The 16273-nt window shown below is 46.9% G+C and carries 13 protein-coding genes; 9 read left to right on the top strand and 4 right to left on the bottom strand.

Annotated features, from left to right (window positions below; translation table 11 throughout):
* Positions 1-26: 26 nt before the first annotated feature.
* Positions 27-1397 (bottom strand): glutamine synthetase family protein, encoded by a 1371-nt coding sequence (locus LQZ07_RS01380; protein ID WP_152783680.1) that lies wholly within the window; start codon positions 1395-1397, stop codon positions 27-29.
* Between the two features lie 234 nt (positions 1398-1631).
* Between LQZ07_RS01380 and LQZ07_RS01375 the strand changes: the two genes are divergently transcribed.
* From LQZ07_RS01375 to LQZ07_RS01345, 7 genes are read left to right on the top strand one after another with little or no spacing between them, the layout of a single operon-like run.
* Positions 1632-2963, top strand: a complete 1332-nt coding sequence (locus tag LQZ07_RS01375; RefSeq protein ID WP_016399823.1) for a glutamine synthetase family protein — start codon at positions 1632-1634, stop codon at positions 2961-2963.
* Between the two features lie 32 nt (positions 2964-2995).
* The gene (locus LQZ07_RS01370; protein ID WP_152783682.1) at positions 2996-4354 is read left to right on the top strand and encodes an aspartate aminotransferase family protein; all 1359 of its coding nucleotides are present in this window, start codon (positions 2996-2998) and stop codon (positions 4352-4354) included.
* 46 nt (positions 4355-4400) lie between these two features.
* Complete coding sequence (locus tag LQZ07_RS01365; protein WP_016399825.1) at positions 4401-5510, top strand: extracellular solute-binding protein; 1110 nt, start codon at positions 4401-4403, stop codon at positions 5508-5510.
* Between the two features lie 60 nt (positions 5511-5570).
* Positions 5571-6710 carry a putrescine ABC transporter ATP-binding subunit PotG gene (gene potG, locus LQZ07_RS01360; RefSeq protein WP_016399826.1) on the top strand — a complete coding sequence of 380 codons (1140 nt, stop codon included), beginning with the start codon at positions 5571-5573 and terminating at the stop codon, positions 6708-6710.
* A complete protein-coding gene (potH, locus tag LQZ07_RS01355) occupies positions 6707-7630 on the top strand; it encodes a putrescine ABC transporter permease PotH (protein ID WP_152783684.1) in 924 nt (307 codons plus the stop codon). Before potG ends, potH begins: the two co-directional genes overlap by 4 nt.
* Positions 7630-8475, top strand: a complete 846-nt coding sequence (locus LQZ07_RS01350; RefSeq protein ID WP_152783687.1) for an ABC transporter permease subunit — start codon at positions 7630-7632, stop codon at positions 8473-8475. Before potH ends, LQZ07_RS01350 begins: the two co-directional genes overlap by 1 nt.
* A gap of 27 nt (positions 8476-8502) precedes the next feature.
* Entirely contained in the window at positions 8503-9045 is a 543-nt protein-coding gene (locus LQZ07_RS01345) for a cupin domain-containing protein (protein WP_016399829.1), read from the top strand.
* Between the two features lie 69 nt (positions 9046-9114).
* Here LQZ07_RS01345 and LQZ07_RS01340 read toward each other — a convergent pair whose 3' ends face one another.
* Positions 9115-12201, bottom strand: coding sequence for an efflux RND transporter permease subunit (locus LQZ07_RS01340; protein WP_152783689.1), 3087 nt, complete (start codon positions 12199-12201; stop codon positions 9115-9117).
* Positions 12198-13325, bottom strand: coding sequence for an efflux RND transporter periplasmic adaptor subunit (locus LQZ07_RS01335; protein ID WP_227981473.1), 1128 nt, complete (start codon positions 13323-13325; stop codon positions 12198-12200). The genes LQZ07_RS01340 and LQZ07_RS01335 overlap by 4 nt, the downstream gene beginning before the upstream one ends.
* A gap of 201 nt (positions 13326-13526) precedes the next feature.
* Between LQZ07_RS01335 and speB the strand changes: the two genes are divergently transcribed.
* Both speB and LQZ07_RS01325 read left to right on the top strand, forming a co-directional pair.
* Complete coding sequence (gene speB, locus LQZ07_RS01330; protein ID WP_152783691.1) at positions 13527-14450, top strand: agmatinase; 924 nt, start codon at positions 13527-13529, stop codon at positions 14448-14450.
* 116 nt (positions 14451-14566) lie between these two features.
* Complete coding sequence (locus tag LQZ07_RS01325; protein ID WP_016399833.1) at positions 14567-14770, top strand: hypothetical protein; 204 nt, start codon at positions 14567-14569, stop codon at positions 14768-14770.
* Here the strand turns inward: LQZ07_RS01325 and LQZ07_RS01320 are convergent.
* Entirely contained in the window at positions 14748-16265 is a 1518-nt protein-coding gene (locus LQZ07_RS01320; protein WP_227981475.1) for an aldehyde dehydrogenase, read from the bottom strand. The two genes, LQZ07_RS01325 and LQZ07_RS01320, sit on opposite strands and share 23 nt — an antisense overlap.
* Positions 16266-16273: the final 8 nt, after the last annotated feature.

Below are 16273 nucleotides of genomic sequence, written 5' to 3'. Positions count from 1 at the left end.
ACATAAAAACAAATCTGCTGTTCGCACTACACCATTTGCTGATACCACTGCTGCTCTAAAGGTGTCACTTGCGCCTCAAAGCGCTGCCACTCATTAAGTTTATTGGCATGGTATACATGGCTAAAATCTGCACCTATTAGCGACCACAAGGTGGAGTGCTCAAATTCGGCTAAGGCCTGCTGCCAAGAGCTCGGCAAAGCAGGGGCTGGTACTTTACTGGCATCGCCGCTCACTGCCTTAGGGCAATCAAGCTGTTGTTCTATGCCATGGGTAATCCCGGCTAATAAGGCCGACATAACAATATAAGGATTACAATCGGCACCTGCTACGCGGTGCTCGATGCGGGTATTTTCCGTGCTGCCAGAAGGTATACGCAGTGCAACGGTGCGGTTGTCCCAACCCCAATCAGCTTGCAATGGCACAAACATATCGGGTTGGAATCGGCGATAAGAGTTGGCATTAGGCGCTAACAAAGCAATGGCCTGAGGCATGGTGTCTAAGAGCCCGGCCAAGGCGAATTCCAGCAAGCTTTGTTCAGTGGAAAAGCGATTGAGGCCCTGCTTGTCTAACATACTAATGTGCACGTGGCAGCCATTGCCAGAATGCTCGGCATAGGGTTTGGCCATGAAAGTGGCTAAATAGCCATGTTGTTTAGCTACTGCTTTAATTGCGCGTTTCAAGAGAATGGCTTGATCGCAAGCCAACAGCGGATCGTGCTGATGCTGCAATGTCACTTCAAACTGCCCGGGAGCGTATTCTGCAATAACGTTGTCGCTGGGAATATTTTGGGTATGGCAGTAATCCTGAATATCACGAATAAATTCATCAAATTCATCGAGTTCATCTAAGGAATAAACTTGGGTTTGCTGCATACGTTGCTGCGACTTTGGCAGCAACGGCGCTTGTGGTTGACGGTTTTCACTGCGTGCATCAAGTAAGTAAAACTCCCACTCAATGGCCACACAGGGAAATAAATTTTGCTGATGTAATCCTTGTAATACTTTACTAAGTAATTGTCGTGGGTCTGCAAAAAATGGCGAACCATCAACTTCATGCATGGTTAATAAAGCTTGCGCGGCATTTTTTTTCCAAGGAATCATCGACAAGCTATGTGGTAACAAGTGACAAATACGATCGCCATCGCCTTGTTCAAAGCCCAGTCCGGTTTGCTCTACGGTGTCACCGCAAATATCTAGCGCAAATACCGAAGCTGGTAAACACATCCCCTCTTGGGCAATTTTGGCTAAGGACGCCGCTTCTATGCGTTTACCGCGGATCACACCATTCATGTCAGATAGCATTAAATCAATGCTCTCTAACTGTGGATGAGCCGCCAAAAAATCCTCTACTTGTTGAAGCATACTGATTGGCTGAATCTGTGGCTGGTGTTTCAACATAATTAACAGTCCCTTGGTAAAAGCGTCCCTTGAACCCTATAAATTTACAACACAGTGTTAAGTATAATGCAAATTAAATTGCACAATAAGCTAAAAAAGGGGCTATATTTAGTTTTTATTTAACACTCTGTTGACTTTGGCGAAAAATCATGACAATTCTAATTAATACGGGGCAAAAATTAAGCTAAACAAGAAAATGCCCCTATTTACTTAACAGATTTATGACAGGTGATTATGGATAACGTCAGGAAGTGGTTTGAGGAAAATCGTATAACCGAAGTTGAGTGCCTCATCCCCGATATAACCGGTAATGCTCGCGGCAAAATCATTCCCGCCAGCAAGTATCTAAAAGAAGGCGGTATGCGCCTGCCTGAATCAATTTTCTACCAAACAGTCACTGGCGACTGGCCCGACGATGATGACTTATTCGATTGGACCGAAAAAGACATGAACCTAGAGCCCGATACCGACAGCCTGCGTTTTGTTCCTTGGGCCAAAGAGCCTACCGCTCAGCTTATTCACGATTGTTACGACAGCCAAGGCGAGCTGATTGGCATGGCGCCACGCTCAGTCCTAAAAAAAGTACTCGCGCTCTACGAAAAAGAAGGCTGGAAGCCAATTGTAGCGCCAGAACTAGAGTTTTTCTTAGTGAAGAAAAACCTCGACTGGGATTACCCACTAGAGCCACCCATTGGACGTAATGGCCGACCAGAAACAGCACGTCAGTCTTTTAGCATTGATGCGGTAAATGAATTTGATCCGCTGTTTGAAGACATGTACGACTACTGCGAAGCGCAGAACCTAGACGTAGATACCTTGGTACATGAATCTGGTGCAGCGCAAATGGAAATTAACTTTGATCACGGCGAACCGACGTTAGCCTGTGACCAAGTATTCCTTTTCAAACGCACCATGCGCGAAGCAGCCTTACAGCATGATACCTATGCCACGTTCATGGCTAAGCCAATGGAAGATGAGCCCGGCAGCGCGATGCATATTCACCAAAGCTTAGAAGACCATAATGGCAACAATTTGTTTGCTAATGAAGATGGCAGCAACAGCCAAATGTTTTTAAGTTTTATCGCCGGTTTACAGCAATTTACTCCCGCTAGCATTGCCTTTTACGCCCCTAACGTGAACAGCTATCGACGCTTAATGTTTGGCGACTCGGCGCCAATTAATTTGCAATGGGGCATCGACAACCGCACCGTGGGTTTACGCGTACCGCTATCAGATAAGCAAAATCGCCGCGTAGAAAACCGCTTTGCCGGCGCCGACGCCAACCCTTATCTAGCCATGGCACTTACCTTAGCCTGCGGTTACATCGGCATGAAAAAACAACTAACACCTTCTGCAGAGGAAAAAGGCGATGTAAGCGAAGATCGTTACACCCTGCCCGGCACCTTAGAAGAAGCATTAGTTAAGTTAGAGCAATGCGACGAACTCAAGGAAATTCTGGGTGAACGCTTTGTGAACTGTTACGTGGCAGTAAAACGTAAGGAATACCAAACCTACTTCAAGGTCATTAGTTCTTGGGAACGAGAGTTTTTGTTACTCAACGTATAAACCCAGAGTTAACTCAGCCACAAGGAGGCGAAATGAGCACAGCAACATTGACGATACAACAACAAGACAGCGCCCACTGTTTGCACCCTTTCACTAACTTTAAAGAGTTAAATGCCAAGGGAGCTCGAGTGATAGAACGAGGCGAAGGTGTGTTTGTATTCGACAGTGAGGGCAATAAGTTGCTCGATGCCATGGCCGGCCTGTGGTGTGTGAATCTAGGTTATGGTCGCCAAGAGTTAGTGGATGCTGCAGCCAAACAAATGCAGCAGCTGCCCTACTACAACCTGTTTTTTCAAACAACTCACAGCCCGGCGGTTGAATTATCTACCCTGCTAGCCGAGCTAACACCAGAGGGCTTAAACCATGCTTTTTTTACCGGCTCGGGTTCAGAGTGCAATGACACCGTAGTACGCATGGTACGCCACTATTGGGCCAGCAAAGGCCAGCCCAATAAGTTAGAAATAATTAGTCGCAACAACGCCTATCACGGCAGCACCATGGCTGGAGCAAGCCTTGGTGGCATGGGCTTTATGCACGCCCAAGGTGGCTTGCCATTGCCTAATATTAGCCACATCGATCAACCTTATTGGTTTGAAGAAGGCCAAGGCCAAGATCCACAACAGTTTGGTTTAGAGCGTGCCCAACAATTAGAGCAAAAAATTCTAGAGCTAGGCGAAGATAAAGTAGCAGCATTTATCGCCGAGCCTATTCAAGGTGCCGGTGGCGTAATTATTCCACCCGACTCTTATTGGCCTGAGATTCAACGCATTTGCGACAAATACGATATTTTGTTGATAGTAGACGAAGTGATCTGTGGATTTGGCCGCACCGGTGAATGGTTCGCCTGCCAAACCTACAACATTAAGCCAGATTTACTGTGTTTAGCGAAAGGCATTACCTCTGGCTATTTACCAATGGGCGCAGTGATGGTGTCGGACAAAGTAGCTCAAGGCCTAACCGAGGCCGATACCGAATTTGCTCATGGCTTTACCTATTCCGGCCACCCGGCAGCTTGCGCGGTAGCCATTGAAAACATTCGCATCATGCAACAAGAGAACATTATTAGCCATGTACGTGATGACATAGCCCCTTATCTAGCCCAACGCTGGCAAGAACTGGCCAGTCATCCCTTAGTCGGCGAGGCTCGCAGTAAAGGCATGGTGGCAGCCATAGAGCTGGTTGCCGATAAAAACACCCTGCAACGCTTTAGCAAAGAGCAAGGCGCTGGCGGCGTGTGTCGCGATATATGCATAAACAATGGGCTTATTATGCGCGCTTGCGGCGATACCATGATTATTTCACCCCCATTGGTTATTACAAAACAACAAGTCGATCAGTTAATTACACTGGCAAAACAAAGTTTGGATGACACTCTGCAGGCATTGAGTTAATCCGCGAAGCAGTACGAGCAATCACCACAAGGATTTGGAGAACAACATGAAAAACGCTAGCTTTACCCTAACCCTAGCCTCCCTGTTAACTGCCAGCGCATTTACCCTGCAGGCAGCCGAAGAAAAAGTACTTAATGTGTACAACTGGTCTGACTATATCGCCGAAGACACCATCGCCCAGTTTGAAGCCGAAACCGGCATTAAAGTGGTTTACGATGTATTCGATTCAAACGAAGTACTTGAAGCCAAGATTCTTTCTGGCTCAACCGGTTTTGACATTGTGGTGCCAACTTCAGACTTTTTAGCCCGCCAAGTTCAGGCTGGTGCGTTTATCAAATTAGATAAAACAAAGTTGAGTAATTACGCCAACTTAGATGATAAAATCATGTCAATGCTTGATGAAACTGCAGATCCGGATAATCAATATGCAGTGCCTTACCTTTGGGGGACCACAGGTTTAGGTTACAACGTAGACAAAGTTAAAGAAGTATTAGGTGACGACGCCCCAGTAGATAGTTGGGATCTGGTATTTAAGCCAGAAAACATGGAAAAACTGCAAAGCTGTGGAGTAGCATTTTTAAATGCTCCTACCGAGTTATTTGCAGCAGCGCTGCATTACGTAGGTAAAGATCCAAACAGTGTTGATCCAAACGACTACAAAGACACTGGCGAGGCTTACAAACTGCTCAAATCAGTACGCCCTTATGTGACTTATTTTCACTCTTCGCAATACATTAACGACTTAGCGAACGGTGACATTTGTGTGGCTATTGGCTGGTCTGGTGATGTACTGCAAGCCTCAGATCGCGCTGCCGAAGCCGATAACGGAGTAGTGGTTGAGTACGTTATCCCGCAAGAAGGGGCCTTAGCCTGGTTTGACCTAATGGCCATTCCAGCAGATGCACCACATAAAGATAATGCACATAAATTCATTAACTTCTTGCTGCAGCCTAAAGTGATTTCGGAGATCTCTAACTACGTATGGTATGCCAACCCAACGCCTGCCTCTAAAGAGTTTATTGATCCAGAAATTATTGAACATCCGGGTATCTATCCAAGTGACGAAACCTTGGCTAAATTATATGGAGCCAAGGTAATGCCAGCAAAAGCGTCTCGAACTCTGACACGCTCTTGGACTAAGTTTCTTCAAAACTAAGTAATCACTTGCCACCCTTGGGTGGCAAGTGCGTTTTTGATTCTTTATGGAGGATCCGCAATGGCTGCGGTGTCACACATTTCAAAGCTTCCAGTTGATGGCGAGAAAGCCCCGGAACCTTTGTTACACATTGAAAATTTAAGTAAAGACTACGACGGCGCAATTGCCGTAGACAACGTAAGCCTAACCATTAACAAGGGCGAAATTTTTGCCTTATTAGGTGCATCGGGTTGTGGTAAATCCACTTTACTAAGGTTGTTAGCTGGCTTCGAAAAGCCCAGTGCTGGCAAAATTATTCTCGATGGCCAAGAGCTGATTGGTGTACCTCCACATCAGCGCCCAGTGAATATGATGTTTCAATCCTATGCGCTATTTCCCCACATGACCGTGGAACAAAATATCGCCTTTGGCCTAAAACAAGACAAGCTGCCCAAAGATGAAATTGGCGCAACCGTAGCTAAGATGCTCGAGCTAGTGCGCATGAAAGACTACGCTCGCCGCAAACCGCATCAATTATCGGGTGGGCAACGCCAACGCGTGGCACTGGCACGTAGCCTAGCTAAACGTCCAAAACTGTTATTGTTAGACGAACCGATGGGTGCACTAGATAAAAACCTGCGTGGTCAGATGCAGCTTGAAGTAGTGGATATTCTTGAAAAGGTTGGCGTTACCTGTGTAATGGTAACTCACGACCAAGAAGAAGCCATGACCATGGCAAGCCGCATTGCCATTATGAATCGCGGCCAGTTTATTCAAGTGGGCGAGCCAGAAGAAATTTACGAATACCCTAACTCGCGTTTTAGTGCCGAGTTTATTGGTTCAGTAAACGTATTTGAGGGAGTGTTGCGTGACAATGATAACGACAGCGCAACTATCGACAGCCCAGAGCTTGGTTATCCGATTAGCTTAAATCACGGCGTATCATCAGCCCCGGGCGTTCCGTTCATGGTGGCAGTTCGCCCCGAAAAAATGAGTATTTTCAAAACCCTTAAAGGGCGCCATAACAATGTATGTCAAGGCAAGGTAGAAGACATCGCCTACCTTGGCGATCAGTCTATTTACTATGTGCGTTTAGCCAGTGGTAAACGGGTCACCGCCGCTATGCCTAATAGCAGCCGCCACCGCAACAATATGCCAACTTGGGAAGACCAAGTGTACTTGTGCTGGCAAGCCGACAGCTGCGTGGTACTCAAAATATGACCATGCTTAGCAACAAACTTAAACAAAGGCTTCATCGCTGGGTGCCAAGTGGGCGCTGCGCCATTATGGCGGTGCCTTACTTTTGGCTGTTTTTATTCTTTTTAATGCCGTTCTTTATTGTCTTTAAAATCAGTTTTGCCGAGGCAATGATTGCCATTCCTCCCTATAGTGAGTTAGTCACTATGGTGGATGAGCAAGTGCAAATACTGCTCAACTTAGGCAACTATGGCTACTTAATCGAAGACGATCTCTACATTAGCTCCTACTTGCAGTCGGTACGCATTGCCTCAATTTCGACTTTTTTGTGTTTTGTTATTGGCTTTCCAATGGCCTGGGCTATCGTGCATTCAAGCCCTGCTAACAGAAATATCCTGCTGATGCTGATCATTCTACCCTCGTGGACCAGCTTTTTAATTCGGGTTTATGCCTGGATTGGCATTCTTAAAAACAATGGCTTCTTAAACAACATCTTGCTTTACGTAGGTGTTATCGACGAACCACTACAAATACTGCACACCGACACAGCGGTTTATATTGGCATTGTGTATACCTATTTGCCGTTTATGATCCTGCCCTTATACACCGCTCTTATGCGAGTTGATTATTCCCTGATAGAAGCGGCACGTGATTTAGGCGCCTCGACCCTAACGGTATTATTCAAAGTGCTACTGCCGCTAACCAAAGCTGGCATTATTGCAGGCTCAATGTTGGTATTTATTCCCGCTGTAGGTGAGTTTGTTATTCCTGAGTTACTGGGTGGGCCCGACTCAATTCTTATTGGTAAGGTGCTGTGGCAAGAGTTCTTTAATAACCGTGACTGGCCTGTTGCATCAGCCGTAGCCTCGGTAATGTTATTGCTATTAATGGTGCCGATTATGTTCTTTTATCGTTATCAAAAACGTGAATTGGAGGCCAGCTAATGGACGCGATCCCGATTTACAAAACTAAGTGGAAGTGGCTGATACTTAGCCTTGGCTTGGCCTTTTTATACCTGCCAATCTTAAGCCTCATCGCATACTCGTTTAACGCTAACCGCTTAGTTACAGTGTGGAGTGGCTTTTCTACCAAGTGGTATGGGGCGCTGTTTAACGACTCACTACTAATGAATGGCATTAGCTTAAGCTTACTCATTGGCTTTTTATCGGCCTCTGCGGCAGTAGTTTTGGGTACCCTTGCTGCCTTTGTGATGACCCGCTACAGCAAATTTAGAGGTGAAACCAGCTTTGCCTTTATGATTACTGCCCCACTGGTGATGCCAGAAGTGATCACCGGCTTAAGCCTGTTATTGCTGTTTATTTCTTTAGGCCAAGTATTTGATCTATTTAGCCAACGCGGCATGCTAACCATTTGGATTGCCCACGTCACCTTCTGTACGGCCTATGTATCGGTGGTGGTGAGTTCGCGCTTGCGCGAGCTAGATAAAAGCATCGAAGAAGCCGCCATGGATTTGGGGGCGACGCCTTTTAAAGTGTTTTTTGTTATCACCCTACCGACAATTCTTCCTGCCTTGGTGGCCGGCTGGTTATTGGCCTTCACTTTATCTTTAGACGACTTGGTTATTGCCAGCTTTGTATCGGGCCCAAGTGCCACAACCTTGCCGATGGTGGTGTTTTCTAGCGTAAGGTTAGGGGTAAGTCCCAAAATTAATGCCCTAGCTACCCTGATTATTGGTGTAGTATCTGTCGCTACTTTTATTGCTTGGTGGTTGATGGCCAAAGCAGAAAAACGCCGCTTGCTAGAATTAAAGATTAGCAATGCTAAATAGGCGTTGAATTTTGAGGAATAAAACTTAATGGATGTTGGAAAACGCCTTAAAAGTATTCGCCTAATGCGCGGCATTTCGCAACGCGAACTGGCCAAGTTAAGCGGGGTCACTAACAGCATGATCTCGCAAATTGAGCAAAACCAAGTTAACCCTTCGGTAGGCTCTTTAAAAAAAATACTTGATGCTATTCCTATTTCAATGGGCGAGTTTTTCACCCTTGAAATGGAAAGCGATGACAAGATTTTCTATAGCGCCGAAGAACTTACCGATCTAGGTGACGGTAAGGTCAAAATGTTATTGGTTGGTAGTAAACACAATGGCCGACAGCTGGCGATTTTACGCGAGATTTACCCGCCGGGCGCCGATACTGGCACCGAGTTTATTCAACACGAAGGTGAAGAAGGTGGCATTGTAATCCGCGGAGAAATAGAAATTACCGTAGGCAGCAAATCTAAAGTGCTAAAAGCTGGCGATTCTTATTACTTTGAAACCCGTAAGCCACATCGCTTTCGCAATAAAAGCAAAGAAGAGTGTGAGCTCATCAGCGCCGCGACGCCACCTACCTTCTAAGCTCTGTTGAGACTAAAAATACTCAATAAAAAAGCCGCTTTAGCGGCTTCTTTATTCTTTGAGGCTTTGCTAATGCGCCACTGTTGGCTCACCTACCGATGGGATTTTGCGTTTGCCTTTGGCAATTATCGAAAAGACCACGGGCACAAAGAAGAATGACAGCATAGTGGTAAGCACCGTACCACCAGCAATGGCCACCGCAAACGGCGGCCAAAAACCGCCACCTTCTAAAATTAGCGGTAAGAAGCCACCCACCGTGGTGATGGTGGTAGAAGTAATATGCCGGGTACAACTAAGCACCCCAAAACATATCGATTCATGATCGCCAGCGCAAGCTTTGGCATCGGACTTAAGCTCCGCAACAATCACAATGGCCGCGTTAATAGCTAAGCCCACCAAACCTAGTAGCCCAATAATAACGGTAAAACCGAAGGGGTAATCAAATATAAATACACTTAACAAACCCAAACCTGCCGCTTGAATAGCAGTAATCATAATCAAGAAGCTTAAACGGAAGGAGTTAAACGACAGCACCACTACAGTAATCAGTAGCACCGCGATAATGCCAACACTGGCCAATAAATTGCCCACTGCCTCATTACGCTCCGCGCCTTCACCACCAAACTCCAAGCTGTATCCAGCGGGAAGCGGAATATCAGCTTGCTCTAAACGCTCTCGAAATACTTCCAAAACCTGTTCTGGCAGAATATCGGTTTGCAAATAGCCTTCCACGGTATTTACTCGTTTACCGTTCCGACGCGGTATTTCGCCGCGACTGGGGCGAATATCTAGTTCAGCGATAGACGCTAGCGGTATATTCCCTGCTATTTGGCTGGTAAGGGTTATATCACCTAAGTTCTCAACGTGTTTACGTTGCTCATCGGCCAAACGAATCCGCACCGGCAAAGACTCACTCGCCTCGAGCACACTACCGTTAATACGGCCTTGCAGGTTTGCCTGTAACTGACCAGCAATATCGGTTAATACGATGCCGCTTAAGCGAGATGCTTCTTCATTAACTTTTAACCACACCTTGGGTGTACCCGCCAACAATGTGGCACGCGTATGAGTAACGTGTGGGATCTCGGAAAGAATGCGACGGTATTGATCACCTAGTTCTTTAAGTTTATCTAGGTTTGGCCCGTAAACCCGCAACTCAATCGGGGCATTAAACGGCGGCCCCTGTTCTAACTTCCGAACTAAAATTTGCGCTTCAGGGTAGAGCAAATCAAACTCGACTTGTAGGCTAGGAATCAAATCATTAGCAGCCCTAAAGTCGTCAGTCTTAATCATTGCTTGCGCGTAGTTTTTGGCACCCTGCTGGCGCAGCATCAAGTTGTAGTAAAACGATGGGGCGTTGTTGCCTACAAACCAACTCACCGAGCTAATTCCTTCTTTAGCATATAGATGCTCAGTTAGCTTTTCGGTCAAACGTTCGGTGGCATAGATACTCGACTGCGGCGCCATGTACACTTCAATTTGGAACATGTCGCGATCAGACGGCGGAAAGAATTGCTCGGTTAAACTGCCAGCGCTGTAGAAACCCAAAATTGGCAGGCTAGATACCACAATAATTGCTAGTTTAGGGTAGCGTAGACTAGTACGTAAACAGGCTTTAAAGGCTCCGCTGAGCCAAGCAACTTGCACGCCTTTTTCGTACCAATGATCGGCAGTTTGCTGTGAAGGCAAAAAGTGCCCAGAGAAAATCGCTACTAAGGTGTGCGAAATAAAGTAAGAACCAATTAGCGAGAAAATCACGCTAAGTGCAATACCACCAACAAACTCACCCGCTGGCCCTGGCATTAATACAATTGGTAGAAAAGCAAGAATGGTTGTTAAGGTAGAGCCCAGCAACGGCAGCCATAAATGAGCTAAAGACTCTTTTACCGCCTGTAAACCGCTCTTACCCTGCTGGCGCTTTTGGGCAATGGTGTCGGCCATTACAATGGCGTTGTCCACCATAATACCCAAGGCCACCACCAAGCCAGTTACCGACATTTGATGGATGGGCAAGCCATAAAATTTCATACAAGCTAAGGTAAACATTACCGTCAAGGGCAGTGACAAACCAACAATCAGCGCCGAGCGCCAACCTAAGGTAAGCAGCAATACCACCACGATAATTGCAAAACCAATAAGCACGTTAACCACCAGCTCTCCTAAGCGTTTGGCGGTGTAACCATCTTGCTCAAAGATGATGTCGGCACTGACATTACTGGGCAAAATGGTACGGTAGTCATCCAGTGCTTGGTTCACTCGGGCACTCCACAAATCAACCCGATATTCAGAGAGCATTCTTATGCCCACAACCACCGCATAATCGCGCTCAACCACAGCAATTTGCTCGGGTGGAGATTTAAGCTGGCGTGTTACTTTGGCCAAATCTCCTAAGCGGAATACATAACCATTTTCGGCGCTGCTTACTGGGATATTCTTAATCCGCTCTAGCGAGTTAAGTTCACCCTCCAGCTCTAGTTGCATCCGTGTATTATCGTTAGTCAGTTCACCCGCCGATACCTTAGCGTCCGCTCCGGCGATAATTTGCGACACTTGGTCAGTGGTTAACTGCATGGCGCCCGCTTGGTAGGGTTCAATTTCTACCAGTATTTCTTCTTCGCCTTGCCCTTGTAAGTCAACAAAGTCGGTACCTGCCACATTGCGCAAACGGTTTTGTAGCTCTTTAGCATAGCGGCCAAGAATGGCTAAATCGGTATCTCCGGGGCCTGTCCAACGCAGTGCAACCAAGGTGGTAAACGCATAACCTCGGTCATCATCGACTACCGGCTCAGAACTTCCCAAGGGCAACAAGGGGGGGAGTTCTCCCACCAAGTCGCGCACCCTTGCCCATACGGGAACAACATCGATAACTTCATCTTTTAACTCAACTTGCAGCACCGAAAAGCCAGGACGAGAAGAGGATTGAACCCGTTTAATCTCTGGCAATTTGCGAATTTTGTTTTCGATTAATTCGGTCACCAAAGCTTCAACCCGTTCTGCAGACGCACCGGGATATTGAGTCACAATACTGGCAAAACGGCTGGTAATTTTAGGGTCTTCGCTGCGCGGCAAGGTGCTAACGGCCCCCATGCCAGCCACCAAAATAAGCGCTATAAGTAAGGAAATTAAACGCCCATTATTATAAATAGCTGCAATCATTGGCTAAGCGCCTTGCTTGGGTTAACGGTTTGTCCGGGCACGTAGCGGTGCATTCCTGTAGCAACGATGGCTTCGCCAGCCTGCAGCGCACCTCTCACAAAAGCCTGCTCTTCGGTGGCATATCGCACACTTACATCACGGCGCTCTAACTTAAAGCTGCCATCACTTTGCGCCACAATGGCATATACATTCCACAAGCCTCGCACACCATCGGTAATCGCGCTCACTGGCACCCAATAACCCGGCTCTTTAACCGTTTCCACTACATTTAAATAGGCCAATTGCCCACTCACCAAACTATCGTTATCAGGCAAAGCAAACCGCAGTTGTACGGTGCGAGTAACCGGGTCAACCTGACCACCCGCTGCCACTAAATCTACCGAATAATGACGCTTAGCCACTGTCACCGATTTAGGAGTGACCATATCAACCTGCTCGAGCAAGCGCACCGGCACACCTACTTTTACTTCGTTGGCGCCTTGCTGTAATACCGTCAGCACTGGCTGAGAAGCACCTACTACTGCGCCTTCCGACACTGTTCGTTTATCGATAATGCCGTTATAGGGAGCCAGTAATGTGGATTTTTCAATGCGGGTGCGATTAGCTTTAATTGAGGCGTCGATACGCGCTTTATTGGCTTTTAAGGATTTTTGCTGGGCAACCAACTCATCGACACTTTGCGCCGAGGCATAACCATCGCTCTTAAGGGACTTAACCCGTTTTAAGTTAGCTTGAACTAGAGCAGCATCGGCTGCTAATTGCTGTAGTTGCGCTTGTAAGTCAATGTATTCAATTTCTAGCAGCTCGGTGTCTAGCTGCATCAGCACATCACCTTGTAAAACACGTTCGCCTTCATCTACGAATATTTTGGATATTTTACCTGCTAGTTCAAAGCCAATGTCTGCACGTTGTTTTGCAATAACTTGCCCAACAAACTGCCGTTCAACTGCATAATCCTCACTTAATACCGGCACAAAAGCTTTTACTTGTTGCACATTTACCGCGGTGTCGGCAAACAGTTCATCATCTGCGGCAACAGCATGCTGACTCAATGCATTCACTGCCATCCCCCCCAAAGCAAGGGGTATGAGTAAAAAGGTGAATGAAAATAATGGCCTAGGCATATAAACGTCCGTGTAACTAAAAGTAGTGAGAGCTTCATTCAGTGTAGGAAGAGTGCTCTTTAGTGTCTAGTGTTTGCTTGCTCAATTAGCCCGCTATTTTCTATAGATAAGCTAGCTATGTCATTTTATACAAAACACTTGTAGTAATTAGAGAAGCAATTCACAATGAATTGTTAACTATTTTATAGCAAGGAATAAATAATGAGCACGCTTGCCGATCATCCCGATTACTCGCTGTACTCCAACGCAAATACCTTTCTACGGCAGCGCTTAGATCATCGACCCGACCAAAGTGATGCCGACGTAGTAATCACCGGTCTGCCTTTTGACTTAGCCACAACCGGGCGATCAGGTGCACGATTGGGTCCAGATGCCATTCGCCGCGCCTCAGTCAACCTAGCTTGGGAAGAAAAGCGCTGGCCTTGGGATTTTAAATTGCTTGAGCGAGTGAGTTTGGTTGATGCCGGTGACTTAGTTTTTGATTGTGGTGAGCAGGCACAGTTTGTAGAAAGGCTCGAAGTCTACGCCAAGCAGCTGCTGCAAGCAGGCAAAACCATGCTGAGCTTTGGTGGCGATCACTTTGTTACGCTGCCACTATTGCGCGCTCACGCACACCATCATGGAAAGTTAGCCTTAGTACATTTTGATGCCCACACCGATACCTACAGCGAAGGTAGCCGCTACGACCACGGCACCATGTTTTACCATGCGCCCAAAGAAGGCTTAATCGACCCAGCTCACTCAGTACAGGTAGGTATTCGAACCGAGTATGAGCGAGTTGGCCACCCATTCGCGGTCATCGATGCAGACCAAGCTAACAACTTAAGCATTGAGCAAGTGGTAGAAAGCATCCGTAAGCAAGTGGCAGATTTACCAGTTTATCTTAGCTTCGACATCGATTGTTTAGATCCTGCCTACGCGCCAGGCACCGGCACGCCAGTTGCTGGCGGCTTAAGCAGCAATCGAATTCTGCAAATTTTGCGTAGCTTAAAGGGTTTAAACCTTGTCGGCATGGACGTAGTAGAAGTAGCGCCCGCTTATGATAATAGCGATGTGACCGCATTGGCCGCAGCGACCATTGCAGTGGAATTATTACACCTGTGGGCTGATAAAAACCGCCCCTAACTATCACTCTAGCCAATACAGCTATACTTATAGTGACAAGCTAAGATAACTGGCAACATTTTATTGCCAGTGACATCTTGGCTTAGCCACCTCATAAGGATGTATAGGAGGATGCTATGAGTGATTGTTGTTTATTGCCCAAGGGCACCGATCTGATTAGAGCGGTTAAGTATATCGGCGAGCACCATTGTCATGATGCTCGCTCCTTAAACGATGTAGCGTTTCGCTTTGACTTGAACCCACTCGATCAACAGTTCATTTTAGAACACTTTATCGAACAGCCCGATCCCATTAACGCTAAGTCAAATCAATCCAAGTAGACTTAAGCTCGGTGTATTTTTCTAGCGCGTGCAAGGATTTGTCGCGCCCATTGCCCGACTGCTTAAAACCACCAAAGGGCATGGTCATATCACCGCCATCCCAATTGTTCACAAATACCGTACCGGCGCGCAGGGCACGTGAAGTGCGCACCACAGTATTAATGTCACTGGTCCACACTCCGGCGGCGAGGCCATATTCGGTGTCGTTGGCTAAGGCAATGCCCTGCTCAAGCTCATCAAACACTTGTATCACTAACACCGGACCAAATATTTCTTGTTTCACAATATCCAGCTTGGCATCTACATCATCAAAAATAGTGGGTTTGATGAAGTAGCCACCACTTTCCGGTAGAGCTTGCTCACCACCACATAACAGCTTCGCACCCTGAGTTTTTGCTTGCTCTATAAATGCCAATACTCGCTGCATTTGTACTTCATCAACCATTGCCCCCATGCTGGTATTGGGATCCAGTGGGTTGCCCGGTTGCCAGTTATCAACAAGAGCTAGCATTTTTTCTACTAAGACTTTATGCACGCTGCGGTGCACGATAAGCCGAGAGCCCGCAGTACACACTTCACCTTGATTATAAAAAATCGCTGCAACTGCAGTGGCTGCGGCTTTATCTAAATCGGCAACATCAGCACACACCAGATTCGGGCTCTTACCGCCACATTCCATAAAGGCACGCTTTAAGTTTGATTGCCCAGAAAACTCTACCAATTTTTTACCCACAGCAGTAGAGCCAGTAAAGGTAATGCAGTCTACATCCATGTGCAGCGCCAACGCTTGCCCAGCGGTGTGTCCATAACCCGGCAATACATTAAACACCCCGTCTGGAATACCCGCCTGTTTCGCCAGTTGCGCCAAATACAGTGCGCTTAAGGGGGATTTTTCCGAAGGTTTTAAAATAACCGAATTACCGGTGGCCAAGGCAGGTCCAATCTTCCACGAGGCCATTACTAAGGGAAAATTCCACGGCACAATGGCAGCCACTACACCCAAGGCCTCTCGTGTCACTAAAGCAAGAGCATCAGTGGTAACTGGCGCGACTTCATCATAAACCTTATCTATCGCTTCACCATTCCAAGCAATACAGCGTGCGGCGGCAGGTGCATCGTAGGACAAGGCGTCACCAATAGGTTTACCCATGTCTAGGCTTTCTAACAAAGCGAGTTGAGTTTGATGCTGCTCAATGAGTTGAGCAAAGATTTGTAGCTTTTGCTTTCGCTCGGCCGGCGGAAGGTTTGACCACACTCCACTTTGATAGGCTGTTCGTGCTGCGCTAACCGCCAATTCAACATCGGCGGCATCACACTCAGCCACCTCGGCTAGTACTTGTCCGGTCGCAGGGTTAATGCTGCTAAAGGTTTTTCCTGATTGCGCATCCACAAACGCTCCGTTAATAAATGCCTTAGTGGGAAATTCCAATTCCCGCGCTTGTTGTTGCCAATAAGCTAGATCCTGCTGCGCCATGTTCCCTCCGGATGAATCCATCAACTGTT

Origin of the sequence: Agarivorans sp. B2Z047, assembly GCF_023373605.1 — a bacterium.
Classification (GTDB): domain Bacteria; phylum Pseudomonadota; class Gammaproteobacteria; order Enterobacterales; family Celerinatantimonadaceae; genus Agarivorans; species Agarivorans albus.
The sequence above is the reverse complement of the archived record's forward strand: the minus strand, read 5'-3'. Positions and strand labels throughout refer to the sequence as shown.